Origin of the sequence: Scytonema sp. PCC 10023, assembly GCF_963920835.1 — a bacterium.
GTDB lineage: Bacteria > Cyanobacteriota > Cyanobacteriia > Cyanobacteriales > Nostocaceae > Kalymmatonema.
The window spans coordinates 33,313-56,844 of the sequence record NZ_CAWUDP010000048.1 but is presented as its reverse complement, the minus strand read 5'-3'; the positions used below and the strand labels follow the sequence as shown (position 1 = coordinate 56,844).

Here is a 23,532-nt window from a genome sequence, read left to right as displayed (position 1 = left end):
GTTCATGGCTCATTTCCTGCTTGAAAGCGTTTGGTTAGTACCTTGCTATGCCTTAATTGGCGGGCTTTTAGCCGTGCCTTGGTCTCCAGGAATCATTCGACGCACCGGACCAAGACCGGCAGGTTATGTCAACTTGGTAATGACATTTTTTGCGTTTGTTCATGCTGCTTTAGCATTACCAGCGACTTGGAATCAACTGCCATTAGAGATATCTATACCTTGGCTGAATACGGCTGGTTTAAACCTCTCTATTGATTTAGAAATCTCCTCATTAAGTGTCAGCGCGATGGTTGTGATTGCTGGCTTGAATTTGCTAGCACAAATTTACGCTGTCGGCTACATGGAGATGGACTGGGGCTGGGGACGCTTCTATTCCCTGTTGGGATTGTTTGAAGCTGGGCTATGTGCCCTTGTATTATGCAACTCTTTGTTTTTCAGCTATGTCATTTTGGAAATCCTAACTTTAGGTACTTACTTATTGGTGGGACTTTGGTTCAGTCAGCCCTTGGTTGTCACGGGTGCTAGAGATGCTTTCTTAACCAAGCGGGTGGGAGATTTATTTCTGCTGATGGGAGTGCTGGCAATATGGTCTGTAGCAGGCACTTGGAATTATACGGAACTCGCCGAGTGGGCGGCTACTGCCAACGTCAACCCTACCTTAATAGCTTTGGTTTGTCTAGCATTAATTGCAGGTCCGATGGGTAAGTGTGCCCAATTCCCCTTGCATCTGTGGTTGGATGAGGCGATGGAAGGACCTGTTCCCAGTACGATTTTACGGAACTCAGTGGTCGTTGCCACTGGTGCTTGGGTGCTGATTAAGCTGCAACCGGTTTTCAGCTTGTCGCCTGTAGCAACTTCTGCAATGGTGGCTATTGGTGCAGTGACAGCAGTGGGTGCTTCTTTAATTGCGATCGCCCAAATTGACATCAAACGTTGCTTATCCTATTCTGTGAGTGCCTACATGGGTATGGTGTTTATCGCCGTAGGAACGCAACAAGACGAAGCAGCACTGTTATTGGTACTGACTCACGCCTTAGCCGCAGCACTCTTAGTCATGAGTACTGGTGCAGTTATCTGGAACAGCATCACCCAAGATGTCACCCAACTGGGAGGACTGTGGTCACGCCGTCCAGTATCAGGCTTAGCTTATATAGTAGGGACTCTGGCGTTAATTGGGTTTCCACCTTTGGGCGGCTTTTGGGCATTACTGAAATTAGCTTCAGGGCTGTGGGAAACCCAACCTTGGTTAGTGGGAGTGGTGATAGCGGTGAACGCTTTAACAGCTTTCAGTTTAACTAGGGAATTCAGTTCAATTTTTGGCGGTAAACCCAAGCAAATGAGCGATCGCTCACCCGAAGTGAGTTGGCAAATGGCTCTACCAATGATTATTTTGCTTGCTTTTGCTCTCCATTTACCCTTGGTGTTGCAAAGCTTATCACTGTTACCATCTTGGGCAACTCTCAACAAAGATGTCGCACTACTACTGATTTGGTCAAGTGTTTTTGGGTGCAGCATCAGTGGTGTCATTTATCTGGGCAATGTCATTTCCAAACCTGTTCGCTTGCCCATCAAAGCTTTGCAAGACTTGGTAGCATACGACTTCTACACACCAAAACTGTATCGGGTGAGCATAGTTTTGGGTGTTGACCTGATTTCAAAACTTGCCGACATGATTGACCGCTTAATATTTGATGGAATTGTTAACTTAGTTGGCTTAATTTCCATCTTGAGTGGGGAAGGTTTGAAATACAGCACCTCAGGACAAACCCAGTTTTATGCATTCACTGTGCTATTGGGAGTAGGAGTTTTAGGAATGCTTGTGAGTTGGCAATACTGGGGAGTTCAGTTTTTAGATTTGGTGTTTTAGTTTTGGGATTCCTTTGTCGAGTAAGGGCGCAAAGCCTTGCGCCCTTACAAAAAACTCAATTTTCAACCAATCATTAATAACAAATAATTAACAATCAGCAAGTAGAAGTATCAGAAAAAGACGATGAATAAAAAAACACAGAAGGGAAATCTTTCCAGAAGAAATTTGTTCAAATTTGGTGCAGGAGCAATAGGAACAGGGGTATTAACAGCAGGAATTGGCTCCAAGTTAATGGTTTCTGAACCAGCCGTAGCACAACAAAAAGACATCACTCCCGATCAGGCTCTGCAATCGTTAATCGAGGGAAATCAACGCTTTGTCGCAAGAAAACGTCGCAACCCTAACCAAACTCCTACACGTCTTGTTGAAGTCGCAAAAGGTCAGAAGCCGTTTGCATCTATTCTCGGATGTGCAGATTCACGGGTTCCTGCTGAAATTGTTTTGGATCAAGGATTTGGAGATTTATTTGTGTGTCGTGTAGCTGGTAATATCGCCACTCCAGAGGAGATTGGCAGCCTGGAATTTGGCAGTTTGGTATTGGGGTCAAAGGTCATTATGGTGCTTGGTCATAGAAGATGTGGTGCGGTAGATGCCACGATAAAAGGTGCTCAAGTTCCCGGTCAAATTGGCAATTTGCTTGATGCCATTAAACTAGGTGTAGAAAGGTCAAAAAACATACCAGGTGACAAGCTAGAAAACGCTACTAAAGCAAATATTTTGGTGCAAGTGGAAAAGTTGAAATCGTCAACAGTTCTCTCTCAGTTAATTGATACCAACAAATTGACAATTGTAGGTGCTTTTTACGATTTGGATACTGGCAAAATCACTATGGTTAGTTAGGACTAACTAGTCAGAAATTTGCGCCTAATAACAACTCACTAACAAGTTTTCTTTTGAGTCGAATCACTCTATGCTCAGTACCTTAATTTGGCTACCTATTTTAGGTGCCGCTGTTATTAGTTTATTGCCTCGTGCTATTCCTGCAATTAATGTTCGTTTGACAGCCTTAACTGTTGCTGGATTAGCTCTTCTTTGGAATATTTTCCTATTCCTGAAATTTGATATCTCCAATTCAGGAATGCAGTTACAGGAATATTTACCTTGGAATGATACCCTGGGCTTGAGCTATCAATTGGGGGCTGATGGACTTTCCATACTGATGCTCATTTTAAACAGTTTGCTGACTTGGATTGCTATTTACAGCAGCAGTCAACAAACCGAACGACCCCGGCTTTTCTATGCCCTCATCTTATTCGTCAGTGGAGGGGTAGCAGGTGCGATCGCAGCACAGAATTTGTTGCTCTTCTTCCTGTTCTACGAACTAGAATTGATACCCTTCTATCTGCTGATTTCTATTTGGGGTGGTGAAAAGCGGGCTTATGCTGGCATGAAGTTCCTGATTTATACTGCTGTTTCAGGAGCATTAATTCTGGCGGCATTCTTAGGTACAGTGTGGCTTACTGGTTCAACCAGCTTTAATTACGATGCACTCTCCACCCAAACCTTATCAACAGCACTGCAAATCATTCTACTTGCAGGAATAGTGCTAGGTTTTGGTATCAAAATTCCTCTAATTCCCTTGCATACTTGGTTACCCGATGCTTACGTTGAAGCTTCAGCCCCCGTTGCTATTCTTCTCGGCGGAGTGCTAGCAAAGCTAGGAACTTATGGCATTTTGCGATTTGGAATGGCGCTGTTTCCCCAAGCTTGGAGTATTCTTGCGCCGACTTTGGCAATTTGGGGGGCAGTCAGTGCGATATACGGGGCGCTTACAGCAATTGCCCAAAAAGACATCAAGCGCATGGTAGCATACAGTTCCATCGGTCACATGGGCTATATATTGCTAGCAGCTGCCGCCAGCACTTCCTTAGCACTCATCGGTGCCATTTCCCAAATGGTGAGTCATGGCATCATCCTCGCCATCCTCTTCCATCTGGTGGGAGTTGTCGAAGCAAAGGTAGGAACCCGTGAGTTGGATAAACTCAACGGCTTAATGAGTCCCATACGCGGACTACCCCTGATCAGCGCCCTACTAGTTTTAGGTGGTATGGCAAGCGCTGGCATTCCAGGCATGGTAGGATTCATTGCTGAGTTTATAGTGTTTCAAGGTAGTTTCTCGGTCTTTCCCATACCAACACTATTGTGTGTAGTTGCGAGTGGCTTAACCGCAGTCTACTTTGTCATCCTCCTTAACCGTACCTGTTTTGGCAAACTTGACAACAACTTAGCTTATTATCCCAAAGTTCTGTGGTCTGAGAAAATGCCAGCCGTTGTCTTGGCAGTTCTCATCTTGTTCTTAGGAATACAACCCACTTGGTTAGTGCGTTGGAGTGAACCAACATCTACAGCAATGGTTGCGACTATTCCTCCTGTTGAGAAAGGCGTAACTGCTCAAGTCGCTCTCAATCAATGAACTTGCCTTAAAAACCCTTCTTTTTCAGAACTAACCACTAACAACCAAAAACTCATAATCTGAAAAGATAAGATCCCCGACTTCTTTAAGAAGTCGGGGATCTGAAGAAGACCAATTTATGCGCTTACGCGCAGGCACTTTCACACAAACGAAATAGGATTGCTATAGCTAAATTTGAGGAAATCCAAATGGTACAAACTCCAGAGAAATCTTCAACTAAATTACCTCCTTCTACCCATGAATTTGCAGAAGTCATTCATCGGTTAGAAGCAGGCGGTGCAATGTTGCCCGATACCCCAGAAAACTTAATGCAAATCATCGGTATTTACAAAGCTTATGCAGTGCCGATGGACTTCTACTGGCGCGACTTATTATATATTGCCGAACGCGTATTTTTAAATCCATTTCCCTTCTTCAAATACTTCTTGCCTAAAGAGTATTTAGAACTGCACAATCATTATGCAGGCGATGATGCTGAGTTGAGAGTTTGGCGCGGTGAAGCAACTGCGCATCCAGAACTATTGGCATTTATGGAAAAGGGTGAAACCTTCAAAATGCCCAAGTTATTGCATCACTTATTCCACGATCGCATTAATATGGAATTTGCCGAAGCTTGTATGCGGGCAATGCTTTGGCACAGAGGTATGGGTGGACAATTTGACCCTTACTTGGACACCGAAGAATATAAAGCCAACGCTGACAGGGCAATCAAAGCTTACTTCCAAGGCAACCCATTCATGTTGGCACTCTACAAACTGTTCCCAGATATGTTTATAGAACAGTGCCGCCAGATGTCTTACTATGCTAATCTGGGTTTGTTCTGGGAAATCATGGCTCCCGTATTCTTTGAAATGTCAGACTTGTATGATGAAGGGAAAATTGCCAGTGTCCCAGACGCAATGAATTTCTTGGTGAATGGAATTCTTGCAGTTGCAAATCGTCCCATTTACCATAATGTTTATATCCGTGGCGAATGCTACGAAATCGTTCCCAAATCTAAAGGATTCGTATGGCTTCACGAAGCTGCATTACCCTACGTGGAAGCTGTTTTTTACCGTACCGCTCCCTTCCGGGGTACAAAATCTTATAATGCTCAAGCACGGCAAATACCTACAGACCAAAAAGACTTCCACTACGGAATTCTTTATGCAGATGTCTTTCCAGTAGGTACCGCTGGCATTCCACCAACACTGCTGATGCAAGATATGTTGCACTTTTTACCACCATATCTTGTTGAATACTACAAGCAACATTGCCGAGGAGAAGAAGATATGTTGATTCAGTTGGGAATTAGTTTCCAACGGTCAATGTACTGTGTTACTTCTGCGGTTATTCAAGCATTACGAACAGCACTTTTACATCCTTTAGATGATCCAGATCCTGAGCATTTACAAGCAAATCGGGAGTTTTTTGAGACTCAATTAAACCGTTTCACACGTCCCGAATATGGTATTCGTAATGCTGCTCGTTTGCGGGATATTCAAAGCCAGGATTATAGATAAGCGAAAACACATCTAAATTGACGTGAGTTCGATGTATCCTGATTTGACCCCTCTCCAAACCTCTCCCCTATAAGGGGAGAGGCTTAAAAATCCCATTTTTACGTAGCTCCTCCCTCTCCTACAAGGAGAGGGAGGTTGGGTGGGAGAGGTCCTGAGAACTCACGTTAAATTGCATACTTTCTTGTGAGTGTCTTCATGAGTCATTAGACTCGCCCAAAAATTTGAAAAGCTCTGAGTGTCTGGCTTGGAGGAAGTTTGCCTTCAAGCCAGCGCTTTTTCATCTTCAGATGTACTATCTGTGAATCGAAGTGAATAGAGAGTAACCACTGACACCCAAGATGAAAACAACGGCGGCAGAAAAAACTACGATATCTCTGACAAGAAACAAAATCCAATCTTTTCTGAGTTCCTGTTTAGACTTGAGTTCTCGCAGCTTTCGTTCAAGTGCTGCATCTTCTTGAGACTGAAAATTGAGTGATGATAAAATCAGCGGATTTTTACCTTGTTTAGCAATTAAATTGGATAAATCTTTTAAATCTGTCATTTCGCTAAAGAGTCATTTATAAAGTAAAAAATAAAATTTTTGTAGGGTGTGTTAGGCACATATACCAATATTATTTGTCACCAAAAATATGTAAAAAGTGCCTAACGCACCATGTTATATGGCGGTGCGTTACGGCTTTAGCCTAACGCACCCTACTTAAGGTTTACTTGTTTAGCAATTAAATTGGATAAATCTTTTAAATCTGTCATGCAGCTAAATGCCAACAATTTCAGTTTCTAAAGTTTTATTTTCGTCAGTAATCCACAAATGCTTCCCGTTCTGCTTTGCTTCTACTGCTACCTGCATCAAAACTATACCTTTCAGCAGAACCTCAGCCATATCTCCATCAAGCTGTTGAGCCACATTATTCAAAGTTTCATATAGTTCTGGTGACAAATCCAAACTGATTTGTACACGCTGATTTTTATCTTTTATAGTCATTTTTTACTCGTATTTTTGCTAATATATTTTAATACATTATATTTGAATGAAAATAAGATTAACATCTCTAAGCCAATAAATGCACGTATCTGTATCAAGTAAATAATACCAAATTGCATTCATACAGGTAACTTTCTCTTTTTCTTCTCTGTGTTCTCTGCGTTCTCTGCGGTTAATTCAGAAAATTCTCTCTTTGAACGCAACTTGGTATAAGTCACAAAATATATTCAGAGTTGGAACTCGTACGACTATCATATATATCTTGGATAATTTCCTCGCTTGTGCGTTCGTCTTCCCAAGCACCAAACTTTTCCATAAATGTTTCAAGCGGATGAGCTTTTGGTTCAGCTTCCAATGGCGTAATTATTTCAGTTACAATAAGTTCATCTGCTTCGGTAATTCCTAATTTTTTAGTCTGCTCTTTAGCTGTTATCATAATTTGCATGAGCGTTATTGCCTGACGCACAACATCGCTTTTGCTTCCACCAATCTTGCTGGCAAGTTCTTCCAATATCTGGTTAAGTTCAGGTGACAAATCTAGGTTTAAGCGAACCATTCCTTGAGTATCTGTCATGGCTCCATCCTTGTGTAAAATCTTTAGTACATCATAGCTTGCAGACGGTCAAGGTAAGCAGACATGACAGAGGTGGCTACAATAAATTTAAATTCAATCTGTTTGGTTTATTGAAACAGGGGACAATATTCCTAAGTTTGTGACAGCCTATCGACTGAAAAGGTCAGAAAAATGATTGCAGAACTTGATAGGGTTATTCTAACAACTGATATTTCAGAGTACAGTTTAGAACAGGGTGATATAGGTACAGTTGTTTTGGTACATCAAGATGGCGAAGGATATGAGGTAGAATTTGTCACCTTGGATGGGGAAACTGTGGCAATTGTTTCACTCTTTGCTGCACAAGTTCGTCCCATTGGTAGTAGAGAAATTGCTCATGCACGGTTGAGAAATTGATGGTATTTCCTACAATTAAGTCTGATACAAAAGAAGTGCGATCGCACTTCTTTAACCAATCTCTCTTTGTGCCTAACGACTAAAATCGCGCAACATACAAATTTACCGAAAAGATTTGATAAACGTCCCATTTATACTACAACTTCCCCGATAAAGGTTTGCGAATCCTTAGGAACGTAAGGATTGCTATGTTTAGCTTGGACGTGAAGATAACCTTTAATAGCATCTTTGATATTTTCAATCGCCTCATCCAGAGTTTTACCTTGGCTGGCACAACCTAGAAGTTCGGGAACCTCAGCGACGTAACCTTCATATTCAGGATCAAATGTAAAAATTACTTTGAATTTCATGATCAATTAATGTTGTAGAATTTGAGTGAATATGACTGGATTATTGTTAAGTATATCAAACGCCATAATTTATCGCACTTCCTCAACCCATTTCTATAGACCTCTTACAGAAGTAAAAAAATCGTGAATGTCATTCTGAACGAAACGCAGTGTAGCGAAGAATCTCGCCAGATGTTTCGCTCCGATCAACATGACAATTCAAGCATTTTTGCAAGAGGTCTTATGAGTGCCTAACGACTAAAATTTCGGCTATACGAACAAAACCTGCGTAGGCAGGTTTTAAAACATAAAAGCCTAAAAATTTCTGACTCTAGTTAATATGATTTATTGCGACACTTAGAGATGATTTATAAAGTAAGCCTTAAATTGTAGGGTGCGTTTAAGCCAAAAGTACTGCACCACCAGTTGCGGTGCGTTACGGCTAATTCTTACTGTCTCAAACACTCAAATTCTTACATAGCCGTAACACACCCTACTTAATATTTACTTCATTCGTTATATATAATATGTAATTCTCCAACGATTGCCCAAGCAATTATTTTTATTTGTTTAATATAATTTTGAACAAATGTAGCTGAAATAGTACCGAAAATGAAGCTGACGAACCAGGCAATGATATTAACAAAATCAGAATAAGTTAATTTCATGACGTACTTAATTTCTGAATTTTATTAATAGAAACGTTGAAATATGAGAAGCGCCTAACCAATAACAAATATACATACATTAAAAATCCCCTGTTTCAGTTTATACTGAAACAGGGGCAGAATGTCAAATCTAGCTTAATGCAGCAACTCCATCCCCCGCTTCGCCAACGCCTGCGCCGTCAAACCATTAAACGCCATCAACTCCCCAGCACTCGCCGTCGTTTCCCCGCGCTTCCACGCAAAGGTATCCCGCTTCGCCGTACTCCGCAACATGATGGGTTCTAGCATCGCCGCAGCGCCACCAGTTACACCAATGAGTGCATCACCAGCAAACAATCCGGCAAATTTCTCATCATCCAAGAAACCGCCATCGGGTTCAGAACAAGTATCCCAAGCGGTATCATGAGGACGATACAAACGCCGGGGGTTGATAACAGAAACAATCTTGACGGCTATACCTTCAGTTTCTAGAAAAGCAGCAGCTTCAAATACTGGCATTAACGTCATATCGCCAATTACGGCAAATACAACTTTCTTACTCCCCCCTTGATTAGAATCGACATCTTGCAACACTACTGCGCCATCGCGTAAGCCTTCACGAGTTTGTTCAAATGTTGTTCTAATTGGCAATGGCGACTTACTCGCAGTAATCACAATTCCCTTATTCTTTGTTGTCAGCGCCCAGTCATAACAAACTTGAATACTGTTAGCATCGGGTGGAAACAATGGGAATACATTTCCATTCCGCATCAAGGAAGCAAAATAAGCTTCAATTTCCGGACGTTGATGAGTCCAACCGTTACGCCCTTGCTCTAATGCGCCAGCAGTGAATAAAGTAATAGTCGAGGGAGTTTGACGCCGCAATTCTGCCATTGCTTGCGTGACTGTTTGCCATATTGGTAAACCGTTGATGGCAAAAGATTCGTAGGAACACCACAAAGTTCTCGCACCCATCAACGATAAACCAGCAGCTAAACCAGCACAAGCATCTTCACTCAATGGTTCGTAAACTTGTCCGCCTGGTGCTTGGTTGTATAAGTCGTCTGTGGTGGGGTGAATAATTTTGAGTGCTTGGTTGATATTAGCAATTCCTGATGCTTCGTTACCATCGGCGTTAGTCACCAGGAAATTCTTATCTTTTTGTCCAACTATTCCCACTAATCTTCCCATAGATGTGGTGGAAACTTTTGGATCTCCTCCTACTGCATATTCTTCTAAAGGCAATTCGCCTAATTCTGGCAATGGTAATTCAAATTCTGTCACAACTGTCTTCGCTGCGGGACCACCGCCTGCGCGTTCAGCATTTGTCCGTACCAGTTGCCAAGCTTCTGGAGGTAAGGCACGTTCTTTCAACGCATTTACAATATGCGGAGCATCAAGCGTATCTTTAGGATAAAGGTTATGCGATTTTGCACCTCTTGCGTGAACTCCTGCACCTTTAAGTTGTTTTATGATGAAGACAGTCAGCTTGCCGCCAAGTGCAGATTTAGCAGCTTTATCCACACCAGTTAGCACTGCTTTGGTGAAAGCTAGCCGCTGCTCAAATGAAAAGGCGGTACTATCAACATAATCGCCTGGCTGGTTTTGGTCGTCAAAGTCTTTGGCATCGACTAACACGACTTCTTCAAAACCATTACCTTGCCAGTATGCCTTCATCTGTTCATTCGTTTTGAGCGAAACCATGCTATGGTGTTCCTGGCTGTAACCGTTCCACACCAACACTGGCAAGAAGTTGGTCGCTCCTGGAAACGCAGTGTGGAAGTGTGCGATCGCACTTATGATATACGGTTCACCCAGTCCACCGTCGCCAACGGTAAAGGGGAATAACTTGTCTTTGTGCAACAGTGCAGCTGCCATTGCAAAGTGTTGCCCTTGTCCCAAAGGACCTGCAGGTGCAAGAATACCGGGAATGTAGCCGGAAAGGTGTCCCAAAAGTCCGTGCTTTTCCCGGAAGCGATCGCGCAATTGTTGCACTGTAAAAATTCCCATGTCCTCTAGCGAACGATCCAAGAACATGGCACTATAAAATCCAGGGGCATGGTGTCCCACTTCGGTGATAATGTTCTTGTAACCGAGCATGACAAGCGCTGCATAAGCTTCCGCTTGAGAGGCAAAACCGCCTGGGTGTCCAGAGGCTTTAGATCCGGTGATTTGCAATGTCAGGTAGCGCAAAGCGTCGGCAGCAAGTAAGGTTTGGAATGCGGCTGCTGGATCTGTGGGGTTGGCACTCCCCCCCGATTCTATGGCAGGTTTTCCACCATAAGTTTCAAAACCTGGGATTGCTTCACCAAAGTATTGAATTCCTTCGCAAAAATCGGGAGATGCTGCAGTTGCCTTTGGGGTGATTGCTGTCATGCTGAGTACCTTATTTCAACTATTGAGGAGACACTATAGATGCTCGCTCAATTTAACAAAAATTTTACAACCTTCAGGTTATTACAGTTTATTACTGTTTAGTAATGCAAAGATAATTAGCTGAAATACCGTTTTCAACTTACTGAGCTTTAAAAGTACGTTTTTATACTTTTTTTTAAGAGTTCAAGCCAAAGCACTTTTTGGAACGGCTATTTTCACTCTTGTTGTTAAAAGTCGTCAGATAATGAAATCTCGAATTTTGAAATCTACCCCTGGTTAAGTTTTTAGGCCACAAGATTTTGGTATAGTTTTCAACGCGGAATAACCGAGCATTTGTAGATAGGGCATATGCCTTACTTATAAAATTTTGAGTAGGGAAAGTTATATAAAAAAGAACGCGCAAAAAACATAAAGTAAAGAATACGAAGAAATCTACATTTTTATTATGATGCTGCCGTTAACACAGACGTTACAATTAATTATTAATCCAACGAGATTTTTAGAGGATTGTGCTGCGAAGTATGGCGACCCGTTTACAGTGCGGGTATTGGGGATAAACTCGCCGCCAGTGGTGTTTTTTAGCAGTCCGGAAGCGATCGCTGAGTGTTTTGCGGTTCCAGCGAAAGAGTTGGATTTTAAAAAGGCAACTCATGTTTTTGAGCCTTTGTTTGGCTCAAATTCGATTGTATTGCAAGAAGGGCGATCGCACAATCGCCAACGGCAGTTATTGATGCCACCTTTTCATGGCGATCGCATGAAGGATTACGGTCAAGCTATTTGCCAAATCACTGAAGAAGTCACGCGAACTTGGACGCAAGGTAAGACTATTTCTATGCAGCAAGTTATGCCAGATATCACTTTGCAAATTATTTTGCAAGTGGTGTTTGGTATGAGTCCCGGTGCGCGTTACCAAAAAGTAAAAGAACTGCTGAGTTCTTTGTTAGAAGATGTCACGAAACCTGGGTATTCTACCTTGTTTTTCTTTCCGCCTTTACAAAAAGATTTAGGTGCATGGAGTCCTTGGGGAAACTACCTTAAAAGGCGAGAAGAAATCGATAAACTGATTTATGCAGAGATTGACGAACGGCGTTTGTCTAATGATGCTTCGCGTACAGATATTCTAAGTTTGTTGATGTCAGCGCGTGACGAAAACGAAGAGCAGATGACAGATAAAGAGTTACGCGACCAATTAGTTTCTCTGTTGCTTTTGGGATATGAAACAACAGCTGCTGTCTTAGCGTGGGTGTTTTATTTAATTCACTCACACCCTTTGGTAAAAGATAAGCTGATGCAGGAATTGAATACTTTGGGAGATACACCCAATCCTGAAACTATTACTCAATTACCATATCTAGGCGCTGTCTGTCAGGAAACACTGCGAATTCACCCCATCGCTCTAATTTGTACGCCGCGAATGGTAAAAGATACAGTAGAAATTGCGGGTCAGAAATTTACATCGGGGACAGTTTTAGTTCCCAGCATTCATTTAGCGCATCGACGTGCAGAAACTTACCCTGAACCAGAAAAGTTTAAACCAGAAAGATTTCTCAACCAAAAATTTTCACCTTATGAATATTTGCCTTTTGGGGGAGGTTATCGTGGTTGTATCGGTGCAGCATTTTCTATGTATGAACTGAAATTAGTAGTAGCAACTATTTTGTCTCGTTTTCAACTAGAGCTTGTTGATAAGCGTCCAGTGCGTCCAGTACGTCGTGGCATTACGATTGTTCCCTCTGGGGGTGTGCGGATGGTTGTTACTAAAGAGATGAAGAAGGCGAATAATTTTGTGTATTTGTAGCTATTGCTCAAGATATAAAGATTAAGGAACCACAGATGCACACAGATTAACACAGATAGTATTTTCCTCTTCTTCGTCTATGTTCTTTGTTGCCTCGTGTGGGTTCGTTTATTATCCAATCACAGGATTTTTAATATCTTCCTTCTTTTATATCTTGATGTAGATACTCTCCTGAGTTTTGGGCGTCAAAATTAAGCAGTAACAGGACGCGAAGGAGATAATTAACTTATGCCAGAAGAGCATCGGCTAGACGAGCAGATTGTTTCACAGGTAGCCCAAAGCAGATTATCTGAAGAGCTAGATGGAGCAGAAAAAATAGACGTAGATGTACAAACCGACCTACTGAAAATGTTTCAGGGACAAGCGGATGGAGTTTCTGTTGCAGGTCGGGGACTGGTGATGCGAGGTATCCGCGTGCAGGACATAAAACTGCAAACAGATAGCGTTGCCATTAATCCATTGAGTGTTCTTTTTGGTCAAATAGAACTGAACCAGCCAGTAAATACCAGTGCTCGTGTTGTACTTACAGAAGCAGACATTAACCATGCCTTGACCTCAGAGTTTGTTCGTAGCAAGATGCCAAACTTTGAGTTGAATGTAGATGGTGAAATTGTCGGTTTACAGCCACAAGAGATACAAATTCACCTAATAGATAATGGTAAGATGGCATTTACGGGAAAGGTTTTGTTAACAGAGAAAGGCAAGGTTCGCACAGTAGGTTTTACTGCACAGGTTTGTCCACGCACTGAACACAAACCCATAATCCTAGAAAACTTTAACTTGACTCAGGGAGAAGGCATTTCACTAGAAGTCGTTGTTGCCTTAATGCAGAAGGTCAAAGAACTGGTAAACTTACCATATTTTGAGTTTGATGATGTAGTATTACGTGTCAAAAATATGGAAGTCCAAAAGAGCAGTATGACACTTTTGGTAGACGCTCGTCTGACACAAATACCTGCTACTGAGGGTAATTTTTAGTTGTTAGTTGTTAAAAAGTCTTACTAATCACTCACCTATCCTTATTAGCAATTATCTGTTACGAATAGTAACAGAATCAAAAAATCCTACCTAAAGGTTAATTTTTATGACTGCCGAATGATGTATATCTGTCAACATCTTTCTAAGATTGGGAGTATATGTACTTCCCGAAACTTAAACTATGCAAACGTATGATGTTGTAATTATTGGAGCAGGACACAATGGGCTAGTTTGTGCTGCTTATTTGCTGAAAGCTGGCTATAGCGTCTTACTCCTAGAAAAGCGTTCTGTTCCTGGTGGTGCAGCTACAACAGAGGAATGTTTGCCAAAAGAAGCTCCTGGATTTAAGTTTAACTTGTGTGCCATTGACCACGAGTTTATTCACTTAGGACCAGTCGTACAAGAATTAGAACTCGAAAAGTACGGCTTAGAATATTTGGAGTGCGATCCAGTTGTTTTCTGTCCTCACCCTGACGGGAAGTATTTCTTAGGTCATAAGTCGTTAGAAAAAACTTGTGCAGAAATTGCCCGTTATAGCGATCGGGATGCCAAAAAATACGCAGAATATACAGATTACTGGCAGAGGGCAATAGGTGCAATGATTCCCATGTTTAACGCGCCGCCAAAGTCAGTTTTAGATATTCTTGGCAACTACGACATCGCAAAGCTGAAAGATTTATTTTCAGTCATTGGTTCTCCTAACAAGACGCTGGACTTTATTCGCAACATGTTGACCAGCGCTGAAGATATTCTTAACGAGTGGTTTGATTCAGAATTTCTCAAAGCGCCTTTGGCAAGACTTGCAGCCGAACTGGGTGCGCCACCTTCGCAAAAAACCATTGCCATTGGTGCAATTATGATGGCGATGCGTCATGATCCAGGGATGGCAAGACCGCGTGGTGGTACTGGTGCATTGGTGCAAGCCTTGGTAAACTTAGTGACAAGTAAAGGCGGCGTTATCCTGACAGATCAGCATGTCGAGAAAGTTTTGATTGACAATGGTCGTGCCGTTGGTGTGCGGGTGGCAAATGGTACGGAATATCGTGCAAAAGATGGGGTCATCTCAAACATTGATGCCAAACGGGTATTTTTGCAATTGATGGATGATAGCGATGTGGATGCAGCCGATCCAAATTTGCGAGAAAGATTAGAACGCCGCATCGTTAACAACAACGAAACCATTCTCAAGATTGATTTGGCTTTAAACGAACCGCCGCGCTTTGAACATCACGAACACAAGGATGAATATCTCATTGGGTCTGTTTTGATTGCAGATTCTATTGCTCATGTAGAACAGGCACATAGTAAGTGTACCTTAGGAGAGATTCCAGATTCCGACCCCTCGATGTATGTGGTCGTGCCGACAATGTTAGATCCGTCGATGGCACCACCAGGCAAGCACACCGTGTGGATTGAGTTTTTCGCCCCGTATCAAATTGCAGGCGCAGAAGGCACGGGTTTGAAGGGTACAGGTTGGACAGATGAACTGAAAAATAAAGTTGCAGACAGGGTGGTTGATAAATTAGCAGACTACGCACCGAATCTGAAAAACGCACTGATTGCCCGTCGCGTGGAAAGTCCGGCGGAACTGGGAGAAAGATTGGGCGCGTACAAAGGAAATTACTACCATATTGACATGACCTTGGATCAGATGGTGTTTTTCCGTCCCCTACCAGAGATAGCGAACTACAAAACCCCAATTGAGAATTTGTTCCTCACAGGTGCGGGAACTCATCCAGGCGGTTCCATTTCAGGAATGCCCGGACGCAACTGTGCGCGAGTCTTTTTGCAGAGTAAACACCCCATAGCACAGACACTCAAGGATGCACGGGATTCGATTAAGTCAACAGTTGGGTCCGTGTTTAAGATTAATTAGGCATTAGGCTTAAATATCACTGACTGAACAAAAAATTCAATAAGAGGAACCTCACCCCCCTACCCCCTCTCCGCTAAGCAGAGAGGGGGCTGTATTTTCTCCTCCTCACTTGTAGGGAGAGGTCAAAAGCGTACTGCACCTCAATGCAAAATGCAAATCGCTATAATGCTTTCACCATAATTTTAAGTATTCCGATAAAGTTGTCGGGGTTTTATTTATAATAATTCCGATAAAGTTATCGGAATTTAATTCATAATAATTTCGATGGATGTATGAGTATTTAATTTGTCAGATTTTCAAGATATTTAATGCGTAATTTCTCAATTTAAAATTGTCGATTATTTGATTAATATAAAATTGAGATGCCCCCAAGCTTCAAGACATTGGGCAGCCGCATCTCTATTTTTTATAAAGCATAATCTAGAGAAAAGTGGGTTTTTATGCCTAAAGAAAATCCTTATACAACTATTGCTATTATTGGTGGTGGCTTCAGCGGTTCAATGGTCGCTGCTCATTTGTTACAAGCAGCAACTTTTCCTCTCAATATCAAGTTAATTGAGCGCAATTCTTTATTAGGACGAGGAGTAGCCTACGGCACTTATTCTCCTTATCATCTTCTCAATGTTCCTGCTGAGCAAATCAGTGCTTTTCCCAATAACCCTGATCACTTCCTGCATTGGGTTCAAAGACAAAATGAAACAATCGGAGGTTTTGTCACTTCAGAGGCTACGGCAAACTCTTTTGTTCCTCGCAAGATTTATGGTGCTTATGTTCAGGCTATCTTGGATGAAGCAGAAACCACTGCGCCCGATTATGTGCATCTAGAACGAATTACTGATGAAGCTATTGGCATTGAGCCGGGAAATGTAGGTGCAACTGTGTCCTTAAGCAACGGTGAAAGTATACAGGCAGATCGCATTGTTCTAGCTTTAGGCAATTTTCCACCAGCCGAGCCACCAATTCAAGACCGTTCTTTCTACAAGAGCAGCCGCTATAAAGGCAATGCATATTCTGCTCAAGCGTTGACAGACCTCGACTCCGACGACTCAGTTTTGCTGATTGGTTCAGGGCTGACGATGGTTGATTTAACTATCACCCTATTCCGACAAGGTCATAAAGGTAAGATTTACATTGTCTCGCGACATGGGTTATTACCTCTTGCTCACAAGACAATTCCTTCCATAGCTCCCTTTGTTGCTATTGACCAAGCTCCTAAAACAGCTCAAGCATTGATGCACCTCGTCCGCCAAGAAGTAGAATCGGCAGCTGCTTGTGGTCTAGACTGGCGGGCTGTCATTAACTGTCTGCGCCCAGTCACTCAAAGCTTGTGGCAAACTCTTCCTCTGAGCGAAAAGCAGCGCTTCTTACGTCACGTTCGAGCCTACTGGGATATCCATCGTCATCGAATTGCGCCAGAGGTCGCAGAGGTCGTAAACAAGCTACTTTCTTGCGGTCAACTCGTCATACACGCAGGTCGTATCCAGGCTTACCACGAGGATAATCATGGTGTCGATGTCACCGTTCGCAAACGCCACACCACAGAAGACCTTGTATTACGGGTGAACCGCGTCATTAACTGTACTGGTCCTGCCTCCAATTATGAAAAGTTGGCACATCCGTTAGTCAACAGCTTACTGTCTAAGGGTCTTGTTTGCTGCAATCCCTTAAGAATGGGACTTAATACAGCTGCCAATGGAGCGCTCTTGGACGCAAATGGCGTAGGTTCAAAGTTTTTGTACACACTCGGTTCCACACGTCAAGGCGACCTTTTGGAGACGATCGCAGTCCCGGAGATTCGAGAGCAGGCAATGCTGTTGGCACAGGAGTTATTGTCTCAATCTGCTGTAGAAATTCGCTCTTTAGACCAGGTGTCAGTTAATGAAAGAGGACGCTTTTCTGGTAATCCATCGGTAGGAGTGGGTTTTGCAAGAAAGCCTTCTTCGTAAATTGAAACTTTTACCACAATTTTCTACTATAGCGGTTTTCAATTGGTATACATCAAAGAATTAAGGAACCGCATATCTACGCAGATACACGTAGATAATCTTGTACTTTATCCGGATGAGAACACCTATATTTCACAAGTTAGGGAAGTGTTATGCTATTTCGCCAGTTATTTGACAAGGAATCAAGTACTTATACTTACCTTATTGCCGATATCAAAACGAAGACTGCTGTCCTTGTTGATCCAGTTTTAGAACAATTTGAGCGGGATTGTCAGATTCTTCAACAATTAGAACTTACTTTACGTTATTGCCTAGAAACTCACGTCCATGCTGACCACGTTACCAGTACAGGTAAGCTGCGAGATACAACTGGGTGTGAGACAGTCGTTCCTTTTGGGGCAGAAGTGCCTTGTGCAGACCGCTATATTGCAGATGGAGAAATCTTGCAGTTGGGATCAGTTGTGATTTCGGCGATCGCCACTCCTGGTCATACAAATGCTCATCTGGCTTATCTTATCAACAAGGAGCGAGTTCTGACGGGTGATGCGTTGTTTATCCGAGGTTGTGGCAGAACTGATTTTCAAAGCGGGGATGCTGGAACCTTATATGACTCTGTGACGCAGCGGCTATTTACTCTACCCGATGAAACTCTGGTTTATCCAGGTCATGACTATCAAGGTTGTACTGTTTCAACAATTGGCGAAGAAAAACGTTGCAACCCGAGATTGGCTGGACGCGATCGCAATAGCTTTATTGAATTGATGGGGAATCTCAACTTAGCTTTTCCTAAAAAGATGATGGAAGCGGTTCCTGCTAATCAAAATTGCGGTCGTATCTTGTCTACATAAATACAGGCATTATTTATGCTTTCACGCGCTACCTACCATGAGCGTAAATTTATATTTCTTTTTCAAAATCAATAATACATTTTTCTCTCTGGTTCAATAGCGGAGTGTATAACCTTAGTTAATGCCTCCTTTACTGCATTTGACTCAACTACAAGAGTTAAATTACTACGCTTTCAAATCCGATATTTAAAATACGAGAGAGACTGTTTATGACACAGAACAACGCAGCCCAACTTTTTAAAGCCGTCAAACAAGATCAGGCATTACAGCAAAGACTCAAAGCTGCAACTAACCCAGAAGCTTTCATCAAGATTGCTAAAGAGCGTGGCTATGACTTCACAGTCGAAGAACTGGAGACTGAGATCAGCAAATTGTCTCAAGAAGAGTTGGCAGCAATTGTCAATCCAGGGATAGCACCTAGAACCCACATTTATCCTAGGTAATTCCTGAACTGAAAAATTGAACGTACAGACAATTGTTAGGATGAAACACGAATCAGACTGAAAACCGAGACGGGTTGAGTCGTCACGGCTGGTGGTATAAAACCCACAGTTGGAGTGCAGTAGCCACGGGACTAGATTGCACAAGTTCGTAGCGAACGACAGCTTGTTTGATTTCGTTTCATATGGCGATTGTAGGGGCACGGTATGCCGTGCCCTCATCAGTGGCTGTAAACTCAGTTATTACGGTTGCTCGAAGACGCAGGGTAATTAGTGGTTGGCATCCGCCTGCGGATTGAAGGCAAACAAAAACTAAATCACATAAATGCTTAATATTTAATTATAACCCACGAAAGATTTATACTTCTTAACCACTTTCTAACATCTGGGAATATACCCTACTCCCGCAGTTACAGTTATGGAAGCGTATGATGTTGTGATTATTGGCGCTGGTCACAATGCACTTGTTTGTGCCGCCTATCTACTCAAAGCTGGGTACAGCGTCTTACTATTGGAAGCGCGTTCAATTCCCGGTGGCGGTTCGACAACCGAAGAACTCATGCCGCAAGAAGCGCCTGGGTTTAAATTCAACCCCTGCGCTATTAACCACCTATTTATTTTCCTTGGACCAGTTATACAAGAATTAGAATTACACAAGTACGGCTTGGAATATCTTTCCTGTGATCCGGTCGCCTTTTGTCCTCATCCTGATGGTAAGTATTTTTTAGCGCATAAGTCCGTTGAGAAAACTTGTGCGGAGATTGCCCGTTACAGTCAGAGAGATGCCCAAAAATACGCCGAATATATCGAGTTTTGGGAACGGTTTATCAAAGCGGTTACACCCTTTTTCAATGCAGCACCAAAGTCAATTGTTGACATTGCTGGTAACTACGGGCTGAAACATCTGCAAGACTTCTTCTCAATTCTAGGTGGTCCCAACACGACTCTAGATTTAGTTCGCACCCTGCTGAGCAGTCCGATAGACAATATCAACGAGTATTTTGATTCTGAATTTGTCAAAGCACCCCTCGCCCGACTATCTGCGGAACTGAGTTCGCCTCCCTCCCAAAAAGCAATGTCCTTTGGGGCAATGATGTTGGCATTGCGCCACAACCCCGGTATGGCACGCCCACGCGGCGGTACTGGCGCACTTACTGAAGCTTTAGTAAATTGTGTGACAAGTCTTGGTGGCGTTATCCTCACCGACCAAAAAGTTGAAAAAGTGTTGGTGGATAACGGTAAAGCTGTCGGTGTGCGGGTTGCTGGTGGCAAAGAATATCGTGCTAACAAAGGCGTCATCTCAAGTCTCGATGCGAAGCGGTTATTCCTGCAACTAATGGATACAAGCGATGTGGATAGCGCTGATGCAAACTTGCGAGACAGATTAGACCGCCGCATCATCAACAATAACGAAACAATTCTCAAGATAGATTGTGCTTTATCCGAACCGCTACGCTTTGAACATCACCAACACAAAGATGAGTATCTCATTGGTTCTATTCTGATTGCAGATTCTATGAACCATGTGGAACAAGCTCATAGTGAGATTACTTTGGGCAAAATTCCCGATGAAAACCCGTCAATGTACGTGGTGATGCCTACAGGACTTGACCCCTCAATGGCACCCCAAGGCAAGCATACTTTATGGATAGAGTTTTTTGCGCCTTATCAAATAGCAGGTGCAGAAGGTACAGGGTTGAAGGGGACAGGCTGGACGGATGAACTGAAAAACAAAGTTGCCGACAAGGTGATTTCTAAACTGGCAGAGTATTCCCCCAATCTCAAACACTCGATTATTGCCCGTCATGTGGAAAGTCCTGCTGAATTAGGAGAACGCTTGGGGACTTACAAGGGTAACTACTACCACATCGACATGACCTTAGAACAAATGCTCTGCTTCCGTCCTTTACCAGAATTGGCTAATTATAAAACTCCAATTGAGAATTTATATCTCACTGGTGCGGGAACTCATCCAGGTGGTTCTATCTCTGGGTTACCAGGACGCAACTGTGCGAAAATGTTTTTGCATACTCAGGAACCATTGAAACAGACATTAAAAGATGCAGGAGATTCGATAAAATCTACGGTTGCATCGGTATTTGGTGGCGAATGATGAGTTAGTAGTAAGCGATCGCCTAAAGAGCAGTGCGCTACGAGTGCGATCGCGGCGCATACTACTAGCTTGATTCTGATTACACATCTTCCTATGTGAGCAAGAAAACGTCTTACTCGTTACCGATGACAAGGATAACTGAAAATTGATGTAATAAAAATGCTGTTGTCAGTGCTGGAGCCATGACTGAGCGGGTTTTAATTATTGGAGGGCGGGGGCGGATCGGCAGTAGTGTTGCGCAGGACATTCTCTCCCATACACAAGCAGAAGTTACAATCACTGGACGCACCCCAGATCATGGAATGAATGATCCGCGAGTGCAATTTTTGGTGTTGGACTTGGCGGACGTGGAAAAATTGAGGAAGGCGATCGCCTCTGTCAACTTGGTGGTTCACTGTGCTGGTCCTTTTCACTACCGAGACGCCAATGTTCTCAAAATCTGTATTGAACATGGCGTCAACTACGTCGATGTCAGTGACCACCGTTCTTATACTAGTAAGGCTCTGGGGTACAATGATGCAGCCGTATCTGCCGGTGTCACAGCGATCGTTAACACTGGTATCTTCCCCGGCATTTCTAACAGCATGGTACGCCAGGGTGTTGAGCAATTTGACACAGCCCAAAAGATTCATTTAAGTTATTTGGTGTCTGGTTCTGGTGGGGCTGGTGTCACTGTCATGCGGACAACTTTTTTAGGGTTGCAAAAGCCTTTTGAATCTTTAATAGATGGTCAATGGCAGATGGTAAAGCCTTACAGTCAGCGCGAAAATATTGACTTTCCATCCCCCTATGGACGCACCGGAGTTTACTGGTTTGATATGCCAGAAACCTTCACACTGCCTCATGCTTTTCCCTCGGTGAAAAGCGTCATTACCAAATTTGGTTCAGTTCCCGATTTTTACAATCACATGACTTGGATAGCTGCTCACGTTTTTCCTAAACAATTGATGCAGCGTCGTGCCATGATAGAATTTCTGGCATATGTCAGTCATTTTATGACCGATGTAACGAATCGCTTCAGTGGTATTGGGGTAGCTGTTCGCTCAGAAATTACAGGTCACAAAGATGATAGAGAAGCAGTCTTTTGCTCTACTTTAGTACATGAAAATACCGCCGTGGCTTCTGGTTGTGGTACGGGTAGCATTGCTCAATTGTTACTAGATGGCAAGCTGAAAAAACCTGGTGTGTCACCTGTGGAAGAAGCACTGCCAACTGATTTGTTTGAGCAAGCAATGCAAAGCCGAGGCATTAAGATTCATCACAATTGGTTGTAAAAATACTAAAACTTTGCACGAAAATCATGTGAAACGAGTATCTACATATTTCTTAACTTTGAATTTTAAGCGTCTTACAGAAGGTCTGCACAAACGTGTAGCCTAACCGTAAGGCATATTTTGAATTTTGAATTTTGAATTTTGAATTGTTAATGTATCCTCTGGTAGAAGGCAGAGTTACACCTAAACAAGTAGGATTCCTCTGAAACTCTGATTTTTGCGTAGGTATTTATCTATACTTACGCTGGAAAAATATCATAACAAAGAGGGTAGTGCAATGCAGCTAATTCTAGGAATTGTAAATAAAGCATTACGCCAAAGCATCGTTGTTTTAGGGTTGATGCTTTTGATCAGCGTGTCGGGTTTATTTTTTTTTGTTCAGCCTAGCTATGCATTAGGATTTACAACTGAAAAACCAACATTTCCATCTGAGAAACTCACACCGGAAGAAAAGATTGACCGTGCTTACGAATATAACAGAGCTGCTGGCCTTCGTGAAGAAGACAGACAACAGGCTTATGAACAAGCAGTAAAAGATGCTGCAACCCCTGAGGAAAAGGTTTACGAAAGGAATGTGAAGGATTCCCAGCCGAATTTGATTGACAAAGCTGGAGAACTGGTTGAGAAAGTCACAGGTAAGTAGAAGTAGGAGAAGATGAGGAAGTTATCTCCCCAAGAGTGTTTAGTGAATGAAAGCTGAAAATTAATATTTGTTTGAGCTTCTGAAGCTGTGATACAGCAGCGTCGCAGAAGCTTTTCTATAGGGACTAGGACATTTTCAAGTGAAAGAAATACTCAAGTCCTTACTGAACTTCATCTGCGCTGGCTTATTTGAAATAGGCGGCGGCTATCTGGTATGGCAATGGTTAAAGGAAGGAAAGCCTGTCTGGTGGGGAATTATCGGAGGTATTGGGTTAGCTTTATACGGTATAGTCGCGGCTCTCCAAACAGCTCACTTTGGTAGAGCGTATGCTGCCTACGGCGGCGTGTTTATTGTAATGGCAATGCTTTGGGGTTGGAAGGTAGATGGGGTGGCTCCAGACCGTTACGATATGCTAGGAGCCTGTTTGGCGTTACTGGGTGTGTTGATTATCATGTATGCACCCAGAGCATAGAAAAAAGATTTTTAGCAACAATTATTCACTAAACTTTTGTGAAAATAGTGCTGGT

Annotated in this window: 20 protein-coding genes; 15 read left to right on the top strand and 5 right to left on the bottom strand. The window is 42.8% G+C overall.

The genetic code is table 11. The features are described 5' to 3' along the window. Positions 1-4 precede the first annotated feature (4 nt). The 4 genes from ACM0OZ_RS26545 to ACM0OZ_RS26530 all read left to right on the top strand — a co-directional run bounded on the left by ACM0OZ_RS26545 (position 5) and on the right by ACM0OZ_RS26530 (position 5,782). Positions 5-1,867, top strand: coding sequence for an NAD(P)H-quinone oxidoreductase subunit F (locus tag ACM0OZ_RS26545; protein WP_414585818.1), 1,863 nt, complete (start codon positions 5-7; stop codon positions 1,865-1,867). Between the two features lie 123 nt (positions 1,868-1,990). Further along, positions 1,991-2,707, top strand: coding sequence for a carbonic anhydrase (locus ACM0OZ_RS26540; protein WP_414585816.1), 717 nt, complete (start codon positions 1,991-1,993; stop codon positions 2,705-2,707). 70 nt (positions 2,708-2,777) lie between these two features. Beyond that, positions 2,778-4,280: an NADH-quinone oxidoreductase subunit M gene (locus tag ACM0OZ_RS26535; protein ID WP_414585815.1), complete on the top strand. Its 1,503-nt coding sequence runs from the start codon at positions 2,778-2,780 to the stop codon at positions 4,278-4,280. Between the two features lie 188 nt (positions 4,281-4,468). After that, the gene (locus ACM0OZ_RS26530) at positions 4,469-5,782 is read left to right on the top strand and encodes a CO2 hydration protein (RefSeq protein ID WP_414585814.1); all 1,314 of its coding nucleotides are present in this window, start codon (positions 4,469-4,471) and stop codon (positions 5,780-5,782) included. A 292-nt stretch (positions 5,783-6,074) separates the two neighbouring features. Here ACM0OZ_RS26530 and ACM0OZ_RS26525 read toward each other — a convergent pair whose 3' ends face one another. From ACM0OZ_RS26525 to ACM0OZ_RS26515, 3 genes are all read right to left on the bottom strand, one after another. Continuing rightward, a complete protein-coding gene (locus ACM0OZ_RS26525) occupies positions 6,075-6,326 on the bottom strand; it encodes a hypothetical protein (RefSeq protein WP_414585813.1) in 252 nt (83 codons plus the stop codon). Between the two features lie 213 nt (positions 6,327-6,539). Then, the gene (locus ACM0OZ_RS26520; protein WP_414585812.1) at positions 6,540-6,767 is read right to left on the bottom strand and encodes a DNA-binding protein; all 228 of its coding nucleotides are present in this window, start codon (positions 6,765-6,767) and stop codon (positions 6,540-6,542) included. 214 nt (positions 6,768-6,981) lie between these two features. Beyond that, on the bottom strand, positions 6,982-7,341 hold the full coding sequence (locus ACM0OZ_RS26515; RefSeq protein WP_414585811.1) for a hypothetical protein: 360 nt from the start codon (positions 7,339-7,341) through the stop codon (positions 6,982-6,984). 171 nt (positions 7,342-7,512) lie between these two features. On the opposite strand from ACM0OZ_RS26515, the gene ACM0OZ_RS26510 reads away from it, so the two are divergent. Next, positions 7,513-7,737: a DUF4926 domain-containing protein gene (locus ACM0OZ_RS26510; protein WP_414585810.1), complete on the top strand. Its 225-nt coding sequence runs from the start codon at positions 7,513-7,515 to the stop codon at positions 7,735-7,737. A gap of 131 nt (positions 7,738-7,868) precedes the next feature. Here the strand turns inward: ACM0OZ_RS26510 and ACM0OZ_RS26505 are convergent, their stop codons facing one another. Together ACM0OZ_RS26505 and ACM0OZ_RS26500 are read right to left on the bottom strand one after the other, a co-directional pair. After that, the gene (locus ACM0OZ_RS26505; RefSeq protein ID WP_414585809.1) at positions 7,869-8,087 is read right to left on the bottom strand and encodes a type II toxin-antitoxin system HicB family antitoxin; all 219 of its coding nucleotides are present in this window, start codon (positions 8,085-8,087) and stop codon (positions 7,869-7,871) included. A gap of 782 nt (positions 8,088-8,869) precedes the next feature. Then, entirely contained in the window at positions 8,870-11,089 is a 2,220-nt protein-coding gene (locus tag ACM0OZ_RS26500; RefSeq protein ID WP_414585808.1) for a phosphoketolase, read from the bottom strand. A gap of 445 nt (positions 11,090-11,534) precedes the next feature. On the opposite strand from ACM0OZ_RS26500, the gene ACM0OZ_RS26495 reads away from it, so the two are divergent. The 10 genes from ACM0OZ_RS26495 to ACM0OZ_RS26450 all read left to right on the top strand — a co-directional run bounded on the left by ACM0OZ_RS26495 (position 11,535) and on the right by ACM0OZ_RS26450 (position 23,477). Further along, positions 11,535-12,887 (top strand): cytochrome P450, encoded by a 1,353-nt coding sequence (locus ACM0OZ_RS26495; protein ID WP_414585807.1) that lies wholly within the window; start codon positions 11,535-11,537, stop codon positions 12,885-12,887. Positions 12,888-13,115: 228 nt separating this feature from the next. Beyond that, positions 13,116-13,865 (top strand): DUF2993 domain-containing protein, encoded by a 750-nt coding sequence (locus tag ACM0OZ_RS26490; protein ID WP_414585806.1) that lies wholly within the window; start codon positions 13,116-13,118, stop codon positions 13,863-13,865. Positions 13,866-14,046: 181 nt separating this feature from the next. Then, the gene (gene crtO, locus ACM0OZ_RS26485) at positions 14,047-15,741 is read left to right on the top strand and encodes a beta-carotene ketolase CrtO (protein ID WP_414585805.1); all 1,695 of its coding nucleotides are present in this window, start codon (positions 14,047-14,049) and stop codon (positions 15,739-15,741) included. Between the two features lie 440 nt (positions 15,742-16,181). Next, the gene (locus ACM0OZ_RS26480; RefSeq protein WP_414585804.1) at positions 16,182-17,687 is read left to right on the top strand and encodes an FAD/NAD(P)-binding protein; all 1,506 of its coding nucleotides are present in this window, start codon (positions 16,182-16,184) and stop codon (positions 17,685-17,687) included. A gap of 152 nt (positions 17,688-17,839) precedes the next feature. Further along, complete coding sequence (locus ACM0OZ_RS26475; RefSeq protein ID WP_414585803.1) at positions 17,840-18,535, top strand: MBL fold metallo-hydrolase; 696 nt, start codon at positions 17,840-17,842, stop codon at positions 18,533-18,535. Between the two features lie 209 nt (positions 18,536-18,744). Further along, positions 18,745-18,978, top strand: a complete 234-nt coding sequence (locus ACM0OZ_RS26470; RefSeq protein WP_414585802.1) for a Nif11-like leader peptide family natural product precursor — start codon at positions 18,745-18,747, stop codon at positions 18,976-18,978. Between the two features lie 415 nt (positions 18,979-19,393). Further along, positions 19,394-21,088, top strand: a complete 1,695-nt coding sequence (gene crtO, locus ACM0OZ_RS26465) for a beta-carotene ketolase CrtO (RefSeq protein WP_414585801.1) — start codon at positions 19,394-19,396, stop codon at positions 21,086-21,088. Between the two features lie 182 nt (positions 21,089-21,270). Further along, on the top strand, positions 21,271-22,362 hold the full coding sequence (locus ACM0OZ_RS26460) for a saccharopine dehydrogenase family protein (RefSeq protein WP_414585800.1): 1,092 nt from the start codon (positions 21,271-21,273) through the stop codon (positions 22,360-22,362). A gap of 277 nt (positions 22,363-22,639) precedes the next feature. Continuing rightward, positions 22,640-23,005, top strand: coding sequence for a hypothetical protein (locus ACM0OZ_RS26455; protein ID WP_414585799.1), 366 nt, complete (start codon positions 22,640-22,642; stop codon positions 23,003-23,005). 139 nt (positions 23,006-23,144) lie between these two features. Further along, the gene (locus tag ACM0OZ_RS26450; protein WP_096570580.1) at positions 23,145-23,477 is read left to right on the top strand and encodes a YnfA family protein; all 333 of its coding nucleotides are present in this window, start codon (positions 23,145-23,147) and stop codon (positions 23,475-23,477) included. Positions 23,478-23,532 lie beyond the last annotated feature (55 nt).

Bases quoted from the DNA above. Each gene is read 5' to 3' on its own strand.
- ACM0OZ_RS26545 (WP_414585818.1), top strand. From the start codon at position 5: ATGGCTCATTTCCTGCTTGAAAGCGTTTGGTTAGTACCTTGCTATGCC.
- ACM0OZ_RS26540 (WP_414585816.1), top strand. From the start codon at position 1,991: ATGAATAAAAAAACACAGAAGGGAAATCTTTCCAGAAGAAATTTGTTC.
- ACM0OZ_RS26535 (WP_414585815.1), top strand. From the start codon at position 2,778: ATGCTCAGTACCTTAATTTGGCTACCTATTTTAGGTGCCGCTGTTATT.
- ACM0OZ_RS26530 (WP_414585814.1), top strand. From the start codon at position 4,469: ATGGTACAAACTCCAGAGAAATCTTCAACTAAATTACCTCCTTCTACC.
- ACM0OZ_RS26525 (WP_414585813.1), bottom strand. From the start codon at position 6,326: ATGACAGATTTAAAAGATTTATCCAATTTAATTGCTAAACAAGGTAAA.
- ACM0OZ_RS26520 (WP_414585812.1), bottom strand. From the start codon at position 6,767: ATGACTATAAAAGATAAAAATCAGCGTGTACAAATCAGTTTGGATTTG.
- ACM0OZ_RS26515 (WP_414585811.1), bottom strand. From the start codon at position 7,341: ATGACAGATACTCAAGGAATGGTTCGCTTAAACCTAGATTTGTCACCT.
- ACM0OZ_RS26510 (WP_414585810.1), top strand. From the start codon at position 7,513: ATGATTGCAGAACTTGATAGGGTTATTCTAACAACTGATATTTCAGAG.
- ACM0OZ_RS26505 (WP_414585809.1), bottom strand. From the start codon at position 8,087: ATGAAATTCAAAGTAATTTTTACATTTGATCCTGAATATGAAGGTTAC.
- ACM0OZ_RS26500 (WP_414585808.1), bottom strand. From the start codon at position 11,089: ATGACAGCAATCACCCCAAAGGCAACTGCAGCATCTCCCGATTTTTGC.
- ACM0OZ_RS26495 (WP_414585807.1), top strand. From the start codon at position 11,535: ATGATGCTGCCGTTAACACAGACGTTACAATTAATTATTAATCCAACG.
- ACM0OZ_RS26490 (WP_414585806.1), top strand. From the start codon at position 13,116: ATGCCAGAAGAGCATCGGCTAGACGAGCAGATTGTTTCACAGGTAGCC.
- crtO (WP_414585805.1), top strand. From the start codon at position 14,047: ATGCAAACGTATGATGTTGTAATTATTGGAGCAGGACACAATGGGCTA.
- ACM0OZ_RS26480 (WP_414585804.1), top strand. From the start codon at position 16,182: ATGCCTAAAGAAAATCCTTATACAACTATTGCTATTATTGGTGGTGGC.
- ACM0OZ_RS26475 (WP_414585803.1), top strand. From the start codon at position 17,840: ATGCTATTTCGCCAGTTATTTGACAAGGAATCAAGTACTTATACTTAC.
- ACM0OZ_RS26470 (WP_414585802.1), top strand. From the start codon at position 18,745: ATGACACAGAACAACGCAGCCCAACTTTTTAAAGCCGTCAAACAAGAT.
- crtO (WP_414585801.1), top strand. From the start codon at position 19,394: ATGGAAGCGTATGATGTTGTGATTATTGGCGCTGGTCACAATGCACTT.
- ACM0OZ_RS26460 (WP_414585800.1), top strand. From the start codon at position 21,271: ATGACTGAGCGGGTTTTAATTATTGGAGGGCGGGGGCGGATCGGCAGT.
- ACM0OZ_RS26455 (WP_414585799.1), top strand. From the start codon at position 22,640: ATGCAGCTAATTCTAGGAATTGTAAATAAAGCATTACGCCAAAGCATC.